Origin of the sequence: Sphingomonas sp. BK481, from assembly GCF_014194875.1 — a bacterium.
In the GTDB taxonomy this organism is placed as follows: domain Bacteria; phylum Pseudomonadota; class Alphaproteobacteria; order Sphingomonadales; family Sphingomonadaceae; genus Sphingomonas; species Sphingomonas aerolata.
In genome coordinates, this window is sequence record NZ_JACIAP010000001.1 from 228,169 (window position 1) to 244,418 (window position 16,250).

The following is a 16,250-nucleotide window of genomic DNA, read 5'->3' on the forward strand; positions in this document are numbered from 1 at the left end:
GCGGGGGGCGAGCGGGGTAGCGGTCATCATGATTCCAATATGGCGGCAATCCAGCCGCGAAGGGCCGCGACATCGTCGAGGCGGTAGGTGGCGGCGGTAGGGCGTTCGGGGCCGATCAGGATCCCCGCACCGCCCAGCGCATGTGCGGCGACGAAACCATCCTCGTCGGTGACGTCGTCGCCGAAGAAGAACGGGCGGCTGCCGACCAGCGCGGGTGCGGCAATCAGGTCGCGCAGCGCCGCGCCCTTGTCGCCGGGGGTGCGCAGCTCGACCATCATCTTGCCGCGCTGGAGCGTCAGGCCGTGCGTGCGCGCGAGATCCTCGGCAAGGCTGACCGCATCCGCCTCGAACGCCGGCGCCATCCGGTAATGCAGCCCGGCGCCGAGCGACTTGGCCTCATAAACCAGCGCGTTCGCCTCGGCATAGGCGCGCAACGCCTCCGCGGCGGTCTCGAGCGAGGCGGGACGCTCGGCGGCGACATGGCCGTCCTCGGGCGTGCGGCGTTCGGCGCCATGGCTGCCCGCAACCGCGAACCGGCGCGCATGCTGGCCGAGCATCGCGTCAAGCTGCGCGATCGACCGCCCGCTGATGATCGCGACGCGCGCGGGGAAGCGCACGGCAAGCCGGTCGAGCTGGTCGAGCAGGCCGGCATCGACGACCACCGCATCGGGGGTCGGGGCCAGATCGACCAGGGTGCCGTCAAAATCGAAGAACAGGCTGGCGTCGTCGCGGACGTGCGGCGGGGGTGCGAGGACTTCAGTCGCAGGCTGGCGTTCGGCAAGCATGGTCGTCTAACCCCCGGCTGTGACGCTCCGTTCCGCTGCACTGCAAAATTGGAACGGGTGCGGTTCGATTGCCGTCATAGCAGGGGTTGGGGTTCGGGGCGATGCTTCGGGCCGTCACGCCCTCCTTCGTCATCCTGACGAACGTCAGGACCCAGAGCCACAACCGCCACCCCACCCCCTCCCGTCATCCTGACGAACGTCAGGGCCCAGAGCCACGAGCGTAACGCGTCATTACCCTGGGTCCTGACTTACGTCAGGATGACGGGAGAGACGACCCCCACCCACAGCTCGCCCCGGTTGCGACAGGTTGCGACACGAAACCACTGGACGAGGGAAGGGGCATTGCGTCATGCCTGCCGCCCATGTCCCGCGTCCGAGCTTTCCTCCTCATGCCCGTCCTGCTCGCCGGCTGCTCAGTCGGGCCGGACTATCGTCCGAAAGCGGCGGCCGAGCTGGGGGTGCCCGACGCCTATTCCGTCACCCCCGCGACCAGCCCCGAGGATCTGACGCGCTGGTGGAAGCGGTTCGACGACCCCGTGCTCGGCCAGCTCGTCGAACAGGCGGCGGCGACCAATCTCGACATCGCGCAGAGCGTCGCCCGCCTCCGCCAGGCGCGCGAGAGCCTGGTCCAGAACCGCGCGTCGCTGCTCCCGACGCTCAGCGGCTCGGGCGGCTATCAGCGCAACGAGAATCTGCGCGGCGGCGGGCGGTCGTTCACCTTGCCCGACGGCACCGTCGTCGACACCGGCGGCGGCGGCACCAACAGCTTCACGCTGGGGGCAAGCGCCAGCTACCAGGTCGGCGTGTTCGGCGAGATCCGCCGCACGATCGAGGCGAGCCGCGCGGAGTACGCAGCCTCGGGCTATGACTATGCGACCGTCCTCATCTCGATCGAGAGCGAGGTCGCGCGCAATTACGTGCTCGCCCGGCTGTATCAGCAGCAGCTCGCCAATGCGCGCGCCTCGCTGACGATCCAGGACGACAATCTCGAGATCGCCGGGTTCCGCGTCCAGGCGGGGCTCGTCTCAAGCCTCGACCAGGAACAGGCGCGTGCGCAGCGGGCACAGACCGCGGCGACGATCCCGAGCCTCGACCAGCAATATGCCGCAGCCGTCGCGCGGATCGGCGTGCTGACCGGGCAGGCGCCGGGCGCGCTCCGGCCGCTGCTCGCGCCGGTCAAGCCGATCCCGGCCGGGCCGAAGGCGGTCGGCGTCGGCATTCCCGGCGACACTTTGCGCCAGCGTCCCGACATCCGCTCGGCGGAGCGCGCGCTCGCCGCCGCCACCGCGCGGATCGGGGTGGCCAAGGCACAGCTCTATCCCGCGCTCGCGATCACCGGCAACATCAACACCAACGCCACCTCGATCGGCAATATCGGCGATGCGATCACGGGCGGACTGTTCGCGGGGCTGACCCAGGCGATCTTCAACGGCGGCCGGCTCCGCAGCCAGGTGCGGACCAGCGAGGCCGCCGCCGACGGCGCACTCGCCTTCTACAAGTCGACCGTGCTGACCGCGCTCGAGGATGTCGAGAATGCGGTCGTCGCGCTCCAGACCGCGCAGGAACGCGAGCGCCAGTTCGCCATCGCGCTCGATGCCGCGAACAACTCCGCGATCCTCAGCCGCAGCCAGTATCGCACCGGGCTGACCGACTTCACCACGCTCAACCAGCAGGAGGTCGCACTGCTGTCCGCGCGCAACGGCGCGACCCAGGCGCGCGCCGACGCCGCGACCGCGCTGGTCGCGCTCTATGCCGCGCTTGGCGGCGGCTGGGACGCGACCGTGATCCCGCAAGCGCCCATCTCCAATCCAGAGGCACGCTGATGGCCGACGCATCGATCGACGACTTTCTGGGCGTGAGGCCGCAGGCCCCCTGGAAACGCTACATCAAATGGGTCGCGATCGCGGTCGGCGTCGTGCTGCTCTGCCTGCTGCTCGCGCGCTGTTTCGGCGCAAAGGAGCAGACGCAATATTCGACCCAGGCGGCCGAGCGCGGCAACCTGACCGTGACGGTGTCCGCGACGGGCAAGCTCGCGCCGACCAACCAGGTGACGGTCGGGTCGCAGCTGTCGGGGCTGGTCACCAAGGTGGTCGCCGACGTCAACGACCGTGTCGTCGCGGGCCAGCCGCTCGCGCTGATCGATCCCGAACAGCTCGACGACCAGATCCGCCAGGGCAATGCACAGCTCGCCGCCAACCAGGCGCAGGTGAACCAGGCGCAGGCGACCGTCGCCGAATCGCGCGCACAGCTCAACCGGCTCGAGGAAGTCGCGCGGCTGTCGGGCGGGCGCGTGCCGTCCAAGACCGAGCTTCAGGCCGGCCGCGCCGATTATCAGCGTGCGCTCGCCGCGCAGAAGGTCGCCGAGGCCAATGTCGTCGCCAGCCGCGCCGCACTCGCGCAGAGCCAGACGCAGCGCGCGCGTGCGATCATCCGCTCGCCGGTGACCGGCGTCGTGCTCGCGCGGCAGATCGATCCCGGCCAGACCGTCGCGTCGTCGTTCAACACGCCGACGCTGTTCGTGATCGCCGAGGACCTGACCAAGATGAAGCTCGAGGTCGCGATCGACGAGGCGGACGTCGGCGAGGTCAAGATCGGCCAGCGCGCCAACTTCACCGTCGACGCCTTTCCCGGCAAGACCTTCCCCGCGACGATCACGCGTGTCGATCTCGGCTCGAACCTGACGGTCAGTTCGGCGACGTCGTCGAGTTCGAGCACCAGCACGACGACCACCACCGGCCAGGTCGTGTCCTATGCCGCAGACCTGACCGTGGCCAATCCGTCGCTCACGCTGCGCCCGGGGATGACCGCGACCGCCGATATCGTCACCTCGGACAAGCAGCGCGTGCTGCTCGTCCCCAACGCCGCATTGCGGTTCAAGCCGACCGCCGCGTCGGGCGATGCGGGCGGCGGCATTGCCGGGTCACTGACCTTCAGGCCGCGGCGCGGCGGCGGGGCGGAGCGCACCGCGACGCTCGGCCGCGGCGCGCAGCAGACCATCTATGTGAAGGGCGCCGACGGCACGCCGCAGCCGGTGCAGATCACCACCGGCGACACCAACGGGACGATGACCGAGGTGCTGTCGGGCAATCTCCAGCCCGGCGCGCAGGTCATCACCGGCCAGCTCGCGAGCGGCTCGGACGAGACGAAGCGCGGTGGCGGTGGCCGTCGCGGCGGTGGCGCGAGCAAGGGCGGGGGCGGTGGCCAGTAATCCGCCCCTGATCTCGCTGCGCGGCGTCACCAAGACGTACGGCGCAGGCGCGACGATGTTCCAGGCGCTGAAAGGTGTCGACCTCGACATTGCCGGCGGCGATTTCGTCGCGGTGATGGGCCCGTCGGGATCGGGCAAGTCGACGACGATGAACATCCTCGGCTGTCTCGACGTGCCGAGCGCGGGGACGTTCCTGTTCCGCGGTCATCATGTCGAGACGCTCGACCGCGACCAGCGCGCGCTGCTCCGCCGCAAATATCTCGGCTTCGTGTTCCAGGGGTTCAACCTCCTCTCGCGCACCTCCGCGCTCGAGAATGTCGAGCTGCCGCTCCTGTACCGCGGCGACGAGAAGCGCGCGCGGCGCGCGGCGGCGATGGCCAGCCTCGACACGGTCGGGCTTGCGGACTGGTGGGACCACACCCCCGCCGAACTGTCGGGCGGCCAGCAACAGCGCGTCGCGATCGCGCGCGCGCTGGTGACGAACCCCGACGTGCTGCTCGCCGACGAACCGACCGGCAACCTCGACAGCGAACGCTCGGTCGAGATCATGCAGCTGCTGACCCGGCTCAACGCGGAACAGAACATCACCGTGCTGATGGTCACCCACGAACCCGACATGGCCGCCTTCGCGCGCACCGTCGTCCACTTCAAGGACGGCCTGGTGGAACGCATCGAAAGCCGCCACGAGCAAGGCGAAAGGGTCGAGTCGTGATGGCCCGGACACCATACACTCACGTCCCCACCCGACACCGTCATTCCCGCGCAGGCGAGAATCCAGACCGGCAACCGTCGCGGCAGGCCCGCCAGCCCTCGAGCATCTGGATCCCCGCCTGCGCGGGGATGACGGGTCTCTTCTGTCGGTCTTTTGGCCAGGTTCCACAAGACCACGCTGGCGGGATGACCCGGTAATGTTCGGCACCACCCTCTCGCTCGCGCTGCGCTCGATCCGCCGCCACATCCTGCGGTCGTTCCTGACCATTCTCGGCATCGTCATCGGCGTCGGGGCGGTCGTGACGATGGTCACGCTCGGCAAGGCGACGACCGCGGCGGTACAGCAGTCGATCTCCGCGCTCGGCACCAACATCCTCCAGATCCGGCCGGGCCAAGGCTTTGGCCGCGGCGGCGGCGGACCGCGGCCGCCCGATTTCAAGCCCGAGGACGTCACCGCGGTCGCCAACCAGATCGCCGGCGTCACCGCGGTCGCCCCGCAGGCGCAGGCGACCGCCACCGCGATCTATGAGGGCGCGAACTGGTCGACGACGATCAACGGCACCACCAGCGCCTATTTCCAGGTCCAGCCCTGGCCGCTGGCGACCGGGCGGATCTTCACGCCGGTCGAGGAGGCCTCGGGCAAGGCGGTGTGCATCATCGGCAATACCGTGCGCACCAACCTGTTCCGCGGCGGCGATGCGGTCGGCCTGCGGATGCGGATCGGCGCGATCAGCTGCGACGTGATCGGCGTGCTGTCGACGCGCGGGCAGGCGGGGTTCGGCGGCGATCAGGACGACGTGGTCATCATGCCGATCAAGGCGGTGCAGCGCCGCTTCACGGGCAATCGCGACATCCGCCTGATGCTGGTGGGCGTCGACCAGAAATTCTCGACCGCGACCGTTCAGGCGTCGATCACCGATCTGCTGCGCGAACGCCGGACGATCACCGCGGGCAAGGAGGATGACTTCAACATCTTCGACACCAAACAGATCTCCGACACGCTGACCGGCACGACGACGCTGCTGACGGGCATCGTCGCGGCGGTCGCGGGAATCAGCCTGGTCGTCGGCGGGATCGGCATCATGAACATCATGCTGGTGTCAGTGACCGAACGCACGCGCGAGATCGGCATCCGGCTCGCGATCGGCGCGGTCGCGCGCGAGGTGCTGTTGCAGTTCCTCGTCGAGGCGATCGTGCTGTCGTGCCTGGGCGGGCTGATCGGGCTGGTGATCGCGCAGCTGGCGATCGCGATCATCGCGCCGCTGATCAAGGTCCAGTGGCTGTTCGTGCCCGAGATCAACCTGTTCGCGTTCGGCATCTCGGCGGTGATCGGCGTCGTCTTCGGCTATTTCCCCGCACGCCGCGCCGCCGCGATGAACCCTATCGACGCATTAAGGCACGAGTGATCGCGGCGCGCGGGTCATGGACCAGCGCCTGTAGCCGCTCCAGATCCTCGGGCGTGTCGATGTCGATCAGCTCGGCCGGCGCGGTCACCACGTGCCGCCCCGCGCGCACCAGGTCGCGCGCGCCCGCATCGCCGTCGAGCGAGAGCAGGAAGTCGAACCGGTCGCGCCCGAACAGGGCAGGGGGCGACGGCTTCACCCCGTCGCTCGACGCGACCACCGCATCCGCGCTGTCGGCTGCGTCGAGCATCCGGTAGACATGCGCCGCGGTCACGCGCGGCATGTCGGCCAGCGCGATCAGCACCGCCTGCGCGCCGTCGTCCTTGGCGCGCTGCACGCCCAGCTTGACCGACTGCGCCATCCCCGCCGCGGGATCGTCGTTATGCACCACCGCATAGCCATGGCTCGCGAAATCGAGCGTGCAGCCATCGGTGACGACCAGCCGGTCGCGGAACGGGATCGCCTCGAACGCGGTGACGACGTGCAGCCCGACCGGCTTGTTGAGGAACGGCACCTCGAGCTTGTTCGGGATGCCGAACCGCTGCGATCGGCCCGCGGCGAGCAGGATGAGGACGACGTCTTCAGCGGCGATCATGGAAGGCTCCGATCATGGCGGCGGCGACCGACAGCGCAATCTCGGACGGCCCGATCGCGCCGATGTCGATGCCGACGGGTGCGTCGATCCGGTCGATATTCTCAGGGCTGACCCCCGCTGCGGCGAGCCGTTCGCGCCGCGCCGCATGGCTCTTGCGGCTGCCGAGCGCACCGACATAGGCGACGTCGGTCGCCAGCGCAGCGATCAGCGCGGGGTCGTCGATCTTGATGTCGTGGCTCAGCGTCACGACTGCGGTCGACGGACCCGGGCGCAGCGCGGCGATCGCCTCGTCGGGCCAGCGATCGTCGAGCGTGACGCCGGGAAAGCGCTCGTCGGTCAGGAAGCGCGCGCGCGGGTCGATCACGACCGTCGCGATCCCCAGTTCGCGTGCGAGACCCGCCAGCGCCTGCGCGATCTGCACCGCGCCGACGATCAGCAGGCGGCGCGGCGGATCATAGCGGTTGACGAACACTTCGCCCGTCTCCGCCGGCCGCGCATCGCTGTGCCCGGTGGCGAGGTCGGTGGTGACGGTCAGCGCATCGCCCTGGTCGCGCGCGTCGGCGATCCGGTCGAACAATTCGGGGTCGAAGCCCTCGGCGGACACCGGCTGCACCATCACCGCGATCTCACCGCCGCAGGGCAGCCCGACTTCCCACGCTGCGGCATCCGCGACGCCGTAGTTGCGCAGCTGGAACGGCGCACCCGCGATCACGTCGGCGGCGGTGGCGAGGATGTCGCTCTCGACACAGCCTCCCGACACGGAGCCTTCGAACCGGCCATCCTCGTGGACGAGCATGTGGCTCCCCTTGGGGCGCGGCGCGGAGCCCCAGGTCGAGACGACCGTGGCGATCGCCATCCTCTCGCCCTTCCAGGTCTTCGCCGCGGCAATCACGCTATCGTTTTCGGCCATCTTCTACCTCGTTCGTTTTCCCGCGAACGCGGGAACCCAGGAGCCACACACGCTCCGCCTGAAACCCTGGACCCCCGCCTGCGCGGGGGAGCAGTTCTTATACGGCTGGCAACCCCGCCAGCAGCTTGTCGAGCGTCACCGGGAAATCGCGCACCCGCACACCGGTCGCATTGTAGATCGCGTTGGCGACCGCCGCGCCCGCGCCCGAAATGCCGAGCTCGCCGACCCCCTTGGCGCCCGCAGGGTTCGCCGAATCGTCGATCTCCTCGATGAAATAGGCTTCGAGTTGCGGAATGTCGGCGTTTACCGCGACGTGATATTCGCCGAAATCGGGGTTCACGAACGCGCCGGTGCGCGTGTCGACGACGCCCTCCTCGGTCAGCGCATAGGCGATGCCCCAGGCCATGCCGCCGATGATCTGGCTGGTCGCGGTCTTGCGGTTGAGCACGCGGCCGACGTCGAACACGCCGAGCATCCGCCGCACCCGTACCTCGCCGCTGACCGCGTTGACCGCGACCTCGACGAAATGCGCGCCGTGGCTCGCCTGGCTGGTCCGCTTGCTCTCCTTGCCGGGGCCGGTTTTCCCCATCGCGACGATCGGCGCCCCGCGCAGCAGGTCGGCAAGCTTCACCTGCCGCCCGCCCGCGCTGACGCACCCGTCGCGAAGGCTCAGCTCCTCGGGCGCCGCGTTCATCCGGAGCGCGAGCTCGGCTAGGATGTCCTCGCACGCCAGCACCACCGCGGACACCGCGCTCCCTGCACCGAACGACCCGCCCGACCCTGCGGTCGGCGGGAAGTCGGTGTCGCCCAGCCGGACGTCGACATCCGCGACCGGCAGCCCGAGCATCTCGCCCGCGGCCTGCGCCAGGATCGTGTAGGTGCCGGTGCCGATATCGGTCATGTCGCATTCGACCGCGGCGCGACCGTCCGCCTCGAGCCGCACGCGCGCCTGCGCCTGCACGGTGAAATTGCCGCGCAGGCTGGCCGCCATGCCGATCCCAATCAGCCATTCGCCCTCGCGCACCGATGCGGGCGCGGGGACGGCTGCGGGCCAGCCGAACCGCTCGGCGCCTTGCGTGTAGCAGTCGAGCATGCGCCGCGTGGAGAAGGGCTTGCCGCTGCCCGGATCGCAGTCGGGCTCGTTGCGGCGGCGCAGCTCGATCGGGTCGATCCCGAGCTGGACCGCGAGCTCGTCCATCGCGCATTCGACGCCGAACGTGCCGACCGCCTCGCCCGGCGCGCGGACCGCACCGCTCGCGGGCAGGTCGACGCGGACGAGGTCGGTCCTGAACCGCCGCGACTCCCCGCGATAGAGCGGGATCGTCCCGAACGGCACGGGTTCGAGGAACGGCGCGTCGTCATTCTGCGCGGCGACGCTCTCATGCCCCATGCCCTGGATCACGCCGCGTTCGTCCGCGGCGATGCGGATGCGCTGCGTCGTGTGCGAGCGGTGGTGGACGACATAGGCGGTCTGGCGCCGCGGCAGCGCGATCTTGACCGGGCGGCCGACCGCCTCCGCGGCGATCGCGGCGAGGATCGCCTCGGGGCCGACGCCGGTCTTGCCGCCAAAGCCGCCGCCGACATAGGGCGCGAGCACGCGGACCTTGTCGGCGTCGATCTTGAGCACCTTGGCGATCGTCTTGCGCGCGGCGCCGATCACCTGGTTGCTCGATCGCACCGTCAGCCGGTCGCCGTCCCACCAGGCAGTGGTCGCGTGCGGTTCGAGCGCGGCGGGGAAATGCACCGGCGTCGTATAGGTCGCATCGAGCGTCACGGCCGCGTCGCGCATCGCCGCATCGAGGTCGCCCATGTCGACCGGCGGCACGAAGCCGATCGCGGGATCGATATCGACCGGCTGCGCCTCGACGTCGAACCGGTTTTCGCCCGCCTCGGTCTCGACGCGGACCAGGGCTGCGGCGTCGCGCGCGATCGCCTGGTCCTCGGCGACGACGACCGCGACGGGCTGGCCGAGATGAAGAATGGTGTCGGTATCGAACAGCGGCAGCGCGCTCGAATTGGATTCGCCCGCGGGCATGCGCGGATCGCCGTGGAGCACCGCGATCACGCCGGGCATCGCCTCGGCCGCACGCGCGTCGATGCGCAGAATCCGGCCGCTGCCGACCGGCGTACCGACGATCGCGGCATAGGCGACCCGCTCGGGCGTGCCCTCATAGGCGTAATCGGCGACGCCGGTGACCTTCGCCGGCCCCTCGACCCGATCGATCCCGCGCCCGAGAACCCCCTGCGTCGCCCGGTTGAGCCCCGCCGGTCGAAACGCGGCATCCATTACATGGTCGGTCATAGGCTCGTCCTCGGGTGTGGAGGGTCTGAGATAGGAGGGGCGGGGGTGTTTGACGAGGGTGTGGGCGTGGTCTCAACACCGCCCTAGCGCAGGCCGCAGCCACCCCCTCACCACCACCCCGGCGAAGGCCGGGGCCCAGTTGGGAAGGTCGTCATAACGAAGGACGATCCGCTGCCAGGAAAGTCCCCCAACTGGGCCCAGGCCTTCGCCGGGGTGGTAGTAAGAAGGTAGAGGGCGACCCCCACCTGTTTCCCCGCGAAGGCGGAGATCCAGTTTACCAAGGGTGCCGTTTGTGGCTCCTGGACCCCCGCCTCCGCGGGGGAACAGATCAGACCGCCGGCAGCTGATCCAGCAGCTTGTCCAGCGTAATCGGGAACTCCCGCACCCGGATCCCGGTCGCATTATACACAGCGTTCGCAACCGCGGCGCCCGCGCCCGAAATCCCGAGCTCGCCGATCCCCTTCGCATGGATCGGGTTCGCATGGATGTCGCGCTCGTCGACGAAGTGGACGTCCATCTGCGGCACGTCCGCATTGGCCGGCACGTGATATTCGCCGAGATCGTGGTTCACCAGCTTGCCGGTGCGCGTGTCGTGGATCAGGTCCTCGGTCAGCGCGGTGCCGATGCCGAAGGTCATGCCGCCCAGGCACTGCGACCGCGCGGTCTTCGCGTTGAGCACGCGCCCTGCCGCGAACGACCCGAGCATCCGCCGCACGCGCGTCTCGCCGGTGATGACGTTGACCGCGACCTCGGCGAAGTGCGCACCGAAGCCTGCCTGCGAGGTTTCCTTCTCCTGCTTGCCCGGCTTGATATGCCCGGTCGCCTCGAGGCCCTTGCCGACCAGCTCGCCGATCGGCGTCGAACGGTTGTCACCGATCGCCTTGCCGTCCTTCAGCGTCAGGCCGTCCTCGTCGACGTCCATCGCCTTGGCGATCTTGCCGCGCAGCATCTCGCAGGCGAGATAGACCGCGGTCCCCGACGAGGCCGCGCCCCAGGACCCGCCCGAACCCGCGGCGGGGGGATCATTGGTATCGCCGAGCGACATGGTGATGTTCTCGACCGGGATGCCCAGGATCTCCGACGCGATCTGCGCGAGGATCGTGTAGCTGCCCGTGCCGATATCGGTCATCGCCGACGATACGGTCGCGGTGCCGTCGGGATGGATCTCGACCTTGGCGGACGATTCCATCATCATGTTGCCGCGCACGGCGGACGCGACGCCCATGCCGATCAGCCACTCGCCCTCGCGGCGCGTGCCGGCCTTCTGGCGCTTGTCCCAGCCGAACCGGGCCGCACCCTCGTCCAGCGCGCGCGTCAGGTTGCGCGATGAATAGGGGACGTCCTTCTCCGGATCGATCCGCGGATCGTTGCGCTTGCGCAGTTCGATCGGATCCATGTCGAGCTTTTCGGCCAGCTCGTCCATCGCACCCTCGAGCGCGAGCATCCCGACCGCTTCGCCCGGCGCGCGCATCGATCCCGACAGGACGAGGTTCACGTCGACCAGCTCATGCGTGATCAGCCGGTTCTCGCCGCCGTAGAGCAGGTGCGTGCCGATGCCCGCGGGCTCGAAATAATCCTCGGTCGACTGGTTCGACGCGAGCGTCTCGTGCCCGATCGCGGTCAGCTTGCCCTCGGCATTGGCCGCGAGCCGGACGCGCTGCTCGGTGTTCGAGCGACGCACGGTCGCCTCGAAGACCTGCGGGCGCGACATGACTGCCTTGACCGGACGGCCGAGCTGCTTGGCGGCGATCGCCGCCGCGACGCTCTCGGGCGCGATGCCGAGCTTCGACCCGAACCCGCCGCCGATATAGCGCGCGATGATCCGGACCTTCTTCTCCGACAGCCCGAGCGACTTCGCCAGCTGCTGCGCGTCCGACGTCGGCATCTGATAGGCACCGTACAGCGTCAGCGAGCCGTCCTCTTCCCACACCGCGGTCGAGGCGTGCGGCTCCATCGCCGCCGAATTCTGGCTCGGCGTGACATAGGTCGAATCGACCGTCACCGCCGCGTTGGCCATCGCCGTGTCGACATCGCCCTGCTTGAAATGCGCAGGCGCGGCATCGTCGGGGGGTGTCCGCGTCTCGTCGCGGTGCGCGGCGAAGTCATACTGGCCTTCCGCCTCGTCATAGACGATCGGCAGGCGGGCGGCCGCGTCGCGCGCGACCTCGAAGCTCTCGGCAAGCACGATCGCGACGATCTGGCCGAAGAACGCGATATCCTTGACGCCCTGCGTTGGCGCATCGGTCGCGCCGCCCTGTGCGGACACGCGGATGAACTGGTCGAAGTCGGTGACGACGTCGAGCACGCCGGGGATGCTCTTCACCGCGTCGACGTCGATCGACACGACCTTGCCCGCGGAGATCTTCGTGCCGACGAGCACGCCGTACGCCATGTCGTCGAACTGATATTCCGCCGCATAGGTCGCGGTGCCGCTGACCTTCAGCGGACCGTCGATCCGGTCGAGCGGCTTGCCGATGACGCCCTGGACGCCGCTGTCCAGAAGACTGTCCGCATGCGGCTTGTCCATCGTCAGGCTGTTGGTGGTTCCAAAACCGAACATGTTTATGCTCCCGTTACGGTGCGCAGCGTCGCGATAAGCGTGCGACGCGCGAGGGGGATCTTGAAGTCGTTCGAGCCATAGCCCTTGGCATCGGCGAGGAGCGCGGTCGCCGCGGCCTCGAAAGCCTCGTCCGACGGCGCCTTGCCGACCAGCGCGGCCTCGACCGCCGGGTTGCGCCACGGCATCGGCCCTAGCCCGCCGAACGCGAGCGAGGCGGATGCAATCACGCCGTCCTGCACGTCGACCACGGCCGCGACCGAGACGAGCGCGAAGGCGTAGGACGCACGGTCACGCACCTTGCGATAGGCCTGCTTGCCCTTGGGCGGTGCGGGCAGCTCGATATGCGTGATCAGCTCACCCGTCTCGAGCACGGTCTCGATCTCGGGCGTCGACCCCGGCAGGCGGTAGAACTCGTGCACCGAGATGCGCCGGCGATCGCCGTCCGCCTTCAAGGTCACGATCGTCGCGTCGAGCGCGCGCATCGCGACCGCCATGTCGCTCGGATGCGTCGCGATGCAATGCTCGCTGGTGCCGAGCACCGCGAGGATGCGGTTGAAGCCGCCGATCGCCGAACAGCCGCTGCCGGGCTCGCGCTTGTTGCACGCGGCGGCGGTGTCGTAGAAATAATAGCAGCGTGTCCGCTGGAGCATGTTGCCCCCGGTCGACGCCTTGTTGCGCAGCTGGCCCGATGCACCTGCGAGCAAGGCGCGGCTCAACACCTCGTACTTCGCGACGACGCGGCGGTCGGCGGCGAGATCGCTGTTCGGCACCAGCGCACCGATCGTCAGCCCGCCATCCTCGCGCTCCTCGATCTTCGCGAGATCGAGGCGGCTGATGTCGACGAGCGTATCGGGCGTCTCGACCTGCAGCTTCATCAGGTCGAGCAGGTTGGTCCCGCCCGCGATGAACCGCGCGCCGGTCGTCCCGGCGTCCCGGACCGCGGCCTCGGGGGTCGCGGGTTTCTCGTAGGTGAAGGTCTTCATGCCACCATCTCCCCGCGCGCATCGGCGTCCATCGCCGCATCCTTCTCGTCTGCGGACCGGCCCTTGGGCGCGGTGTCGCCGACTTCGCGGATCGCATCGACGATGTTCGGATAGGCGGCGCAACGGCACAGATTGCCGCTCATCCGCTCCGAAATCTCGGCATCGTCGAACTTGGGATCGGTAAGGTCGCCCGATGCGTGGCTGGCCCAGCCCTTCTTGACCTCGTCGAGCATGCCGACCGCCGAGCAGATCTGCCCCGGCGTGCAATAGCCGCACTGGTAACCGTCATGCCGCACGAACGCATCCTGCAGCGCGTGAAGGTTGCCCGGCTGGCCGAGACCCTCGATCGTCGTGATCTCGTCATCCTGGTGCATGACCGCGAGCGTCAGGCAGGAATTGACCCGGCGGCCGTTGATCAGGACGGTGCACGCCCCGCACTGACCGTGGTCGCAGCCCTTTTTCGAGCCGGTGAGGCCGAGATGCTCGCGGCACAGGTCGAGCACCGAGGTGCGGATATCGGGCTCGGCGTCATATGATTGACCATTGATCGTGAAATGCATGGGGTCGCCCCTTCTGGATCCGGGAAATATGAGGACTGAACGCCGATGCGCCGAATGGTTTCCTATTGCGATTGGCTCTCACGAATCGCCGCACTGGTGCTTGGCGTCGCCGGCGGGCAATCTGTTGCGATGACACCGAAAAATTCTCCCTCGACGTCCCCGATCGTGATCGCGCACCGCGGTGCGAGCGGGCTCCGGCCCGAACATACGCTCGCCGCCTACGACCTCGCGATCGATCAGGGCGCGGACTTCATCGAGCCCGACCTCGTCCCGACGAAAGACGACGTGCTCGTCGCACGGCACGAAAATGCGATCGCCGACACGACCGACGTCGCCGACCATCCCGAATTCGCCAGCCGCCGCACGACGAAGACGATCGACGGGCACAGCCTCACCGGCTGGTTCGTCGAGGATTTCACGCTCGCCGAATTGAAGACGCTGCGCGCGAAGGAGCGGCTGCCGAAGCTCCGCCCCGCCAACACCGCCTATGACGGCCGGTTCGAGATTCCGACGCTCGCCGAGATCATCGCGCTCGCCAAGCGGCGCTCAGGTGAGACGGGCCGCACGATCGGCATCTATCCCGAAACCAAGCACCCGACCTATTTCGCCGGCATCGGCCATCCGACCGACCTGCTGCTCGTCGCGCAGCTCAAGGCGGCGGGCTGGGATTCGGCGACGGCACCGGTGTTCATCCAGTCGTTCGAGGTGAAGAACCTCCAGCGCCTCCAGGCGGTGACGCGGGTGCGGCTGATCCAGCTGATCGACGGCGAGGGCGGCCCCGCCGACGGTGCGCAGCCTAGCTATGCGGCGATGATCACGCCCGCGGGGCTGAAGGCGGTGGCGGGCTATGCGTATGGCATCGGCCCGAACAAGGGCATGCTGTGGGCGGGCACGACGCCGTCGCCGCTCGTCGCGGACGCGCATGAAGCGGGGCTGCGCGTCCATCCCTGGACCTACCGCGCGGAGAACATGTTCGTCCCCGACCGCTTCCGCCGCGGCACCGACCCCGCCGCGCAGGGCGATATCGCTGCGGAGATCGACGCCGGGCTCGCGCAAGGTATCGACGGATTCTTCACCGATTTTCCGCTATACGGGGCGCAGGCGCGCGATCGGCTGCGCGCGGGAGTGAAGTAGATGCGTAAGGTTCTTCCCGTTCTGGCGATCCTGCCCCTGATGACCGCGGGCTGCATCAGCACCGCGACGTCGATCGTGAAGGCGCCGTTCCAGGTCGCCGGCAAGGCGGTCGACTGGACCACCACCAGCCAGGAGGAATCGGACCGCAATTACGGCCGCAAGATGCGCAAGCAGGAGGCCGAGGAGGGCAAGCAGCGCAAGGAACTCGCCAAACGCTGCAGGAAGGATCCGCGGCGTGGCGAATGCGGGCAATATCAGGGGTACCGCGCGGGGGAGTGATAGCCCAAAAAAAACACCACCCCGGCGAAGGCCGGGGCCCAGTTGGGGGCCGCTGCTGGCAAGGGGCACCGCGCTGTTACCGCCGTCCCCCAACTGGGCCCCGGCCTCCGCCGGGGTGGGTAAGCAGAAAATCGCTGCAATCTCAGCTCAAAACCACCACATCACCGTAGCCGGAAACGGCGTCCACCACCCGACCCGCACGCCCGCGAACCGCAGCGCATCCCCCGTCCACGCGTTGCACGTCGCCACCCCGCTATAATGCCCCCGCGCATCGTAGAACGCGTCATAACCGGCATAGCCCGGATAGGACCGCCCCCCCGGCCGGATCGTCGCCGCGATATACCCCGCCAGCCGCCGATACTCGCGCTCGCTCAGCATCACCGCGCGCACATCGCCACCCGGCACCGGCGCGGCGAGATGCTCGACGTGCAGCAGCACCGCGTCGCTGCCGGTCGCCGACGCCAGCACGGTCCGCAGCTTCACCTCCGCCCAGGTCGGCGTCTCGAGGAAGAACGCCTTCTCCCCCCAGCCGATCGCCAGGTGATCGGACGCGGCATAACGCGGATCGCGCAGGTCGCCGGGCCGGGCAAACCCGCGCCAGTCCACCCCGGCCGCGACCTTCGGCACGATGATCCCGGTATGCACCCCGTTGCTCTCAACGAAGATGCGGATGCCGCGCGGGGGAGGGCGCCAGTTCCGGTTGGTCGGGATCGCCCCGCCGACCAGCCCCGCCACCGCATAGGCTGCAACGAGCCCGAAGACGACCGCAAGGATCCTTAACGACCAATGAATCCAGCGCGTTTCCGTTGTCATTCGGTCA

14 protein-coding genes are annotated in these 16,250 nt (G+C 68.8%); 6 read left to right on the forward strand and 8 right to left on the reverse strand.

The genetic code is table 11. The features are described 5' to 3' along the window. Nucleotides 1-26: 26 nt before the first annotated feature. Nucleotides 27-785: a trehalose-phosphatase gene (gene otsB / locus FHY04_RS01000; RefSeq protein WP_056405169.1), complete on the reverse strand. Its 759-nt coding sequence runs from the start codon at nucleotides 783-785 to the stop codon at nucleotides 27-29. Between the two features lie 362 nt (nucleotides 786-1,147). Between otsB and FHY04_RS01005 the strand changes: the two genes are divergently transcribed. From FHY04_RS01005 to FHY04_RS01020, 4 genes are all read left to right on the forward strand, one after another. Further along, complete coding sequence (locus tag FHY04_RS01005) at nucleotides 1,148-2,608, forward strand: efflux transporter outer membrane subunit (RefSeq protein ID WP_183935112.1); 1,461 nt, start codon at nucleotides 1,148-1,150, stop codon at nucleotides 2,606-2,608. Next, nucleotides 2,608-3,993 (forward strand): efflux RND transporter periplasmic adaptor subunit, encoded by a 1,386-nt coding sequence (locus FHY04_RS01010; protein ID WP_056405173.1) that lies wholly within the window; start codon nucleotides 2,608-2,610, stop codon nucleotides 3,991-3,993. Before FHY04_RS01005 ends, FHY04_RS01010 begins: the two co-directional genes overlap by 1 nt. Nucleotides 3,994-4,048: 55 nt before the next feature. Then, entirely contained in the window at nucleotides 4,049-4,705 is a 657-nt protein-coding gene (locus tag FHY04_RS01015; RefSeq protein WP_081874217.1) for an ABC transporter ATP-binding protein, read from the forward strand. A 196-nt stretch (nucleotides 4,706-4,901) separates the two neighbouring features. Next, nucleotides 4,902-6,110 carry an ABC transporter permease gene (locus tag FHY04_RS01020; RefSeq protein ID WP_031440131.1) on the forward strand — a complete coding sequence of 403 codons (1,209 nt, stop codon included), beginning with the start codon at nucleotides 4,902-4,904 and terminating at the stop codon, nucleotides 6,108-6,110. Here the strand turns inward: FHY04_RS01020 and FHY04_RS01025 are convergent. The 6 genes from FHY04_RS01025 to FHY04_RS01050 all read right to left on the reverse strand — a co-directional run bounded on the left by FHY04_RS01025 (nucleotide 6,085) and on the right by FHY04_RS01050 (nucleotide 14,017). Further along, nucleotides 6,085-6,702, reverse strand: a complete 618-nt coding sequence (locus FHY04_RS01025) for a nucleotidyltransferase family protein (RefSeq protein WP_183935113.1) — start codon at nucleotides 6,700-6,702, stop codon at nucleotides 6,085-6,087. The two genes, FHY04_RS01020 and FHY04_RS01025, sit on opposite strands and share 26 nt — an antisense overlap. Further along, nucleotides 6,689-7,612 carry an XdhC family protein gene (locus tag FHY04_RS01030; protein ID WP_183935114.1) on the reverse strand — a complete coding sequence of 308 codons (924 nt, stop codon included), beginning with the start codon at nucleotides 7,610-7,612 and terminating at the stop codon, nucleotides 6,689-6,691. Before FHY04_RS01030 ends, FHY04_RS01025 begins: the two co-directional genes overlap by 14 nt. Before the next feature lie 97 nt (nucleotides 7,613-7,709). Further along, nucleotides 7,710-9,914, reverse strand: a complete 2,205-nt coding sequence (locus FHY04_RS01035) for a xanthine dehydrogenase family protein molybdopterin-binding subunit (RefSeq protein WP_183935115.1) — start codon at nucleotides 9,912-9,914, stop codon at nucleotides 7,710-7,712. 328 nt (nucleotides 9,915-10,242) lie between these two features. Beyond that, a complete protein-coding gene (locus FHY04_RS01040) occupies nucleotides 10,243-12,474 on the reverse strand; it encodes a xanthine dehydrogenase family protein molybdopterin-binding subunit (protein WP_183935116.1) in 2,232 nt (743 codons plus the stop codon). A 2-nt stretch (nucleotides 12,475-12,476) separates the two neighbouring features. After that, the gene (locus tag FHY04_RS01045) at nucleotides 12,477-13,457 is read right to left on the reverse strand and encodes a xanthine dehydrogenase family protein subunit M (protein ID WP_183935117.1); all 981 of its coding nucleotides are present in this window, start codon (nucleotides 13,455-13,457) and stop codon (nucleotides 12,477-12,479) included. Then, on the reverse strand, nucleotides 13,454-14,017 hold the full coding sequence (locus FHY04_RS01050) for a 2Fe-2S iron-sulfur cluster-binding protein (protein ID WP_081874216.1): 564 nt from the start codon (nucleotides 14,015-14,017) through the stop codon (nucleotides 13,454-13,456). The genes FHY04_RS01045 and FHY04_RS01050 overlap by 4 nt, the downstream gene beginning before the upstream one ends. A 129-nt stretch (nucleotides 14,018-14,146) precedes the next feature. Between FHY04_RS01050 and FHY04_RS01055 the strand changes: the two genes are divergently transcribed. Together FHY04_RS01055 and FHY04_RS01060 are read left to right on the forward strand one after the other, a co-directional pair. Further along, nucleotides 14,147-15,151 carry a glycerophosphodiester phosphodiesterase gene (locus FHY04_RS01055; protein ID WP_183935435.1) on the forward strand — a complete coding sequence of 335 codons (1,005 nt, stop codon included), beginning with the start codon at nucleotides 14,147-14,149 and terminating at the stop codon, nucleotides 15,149-15,151. Further along, nucleotides 15,152-15,430, forward strand: a complete 279-nt coding sequence (locus FHY04_RS01060; protein WP_031396071.1) for a hypothetical protein — start codon at nucleotides 15,152-15,154, stop codon at nucleotides 15,428-15,430. A gap of 147 nt (nucleotides 15,431-15,577) precedes the next feature. Here FHY04_RS01060 and FHY04_RS01065 read toward each other — a convergent pair whose 3' ends face one another. Next, nucleotides 15,578-16,243, reverse strand: a complete 666-nt coding sequence (locus tag FHY04_RS01065) for a TIGR02117 family protein (protein ID WP_183935118.1) — start codon at nucleotides 16,241-16,243, stop codon at nucleotides 15,578-15,580. Nucleotides 16,244-16,250 lie beyond the last annotated feature (7 nt).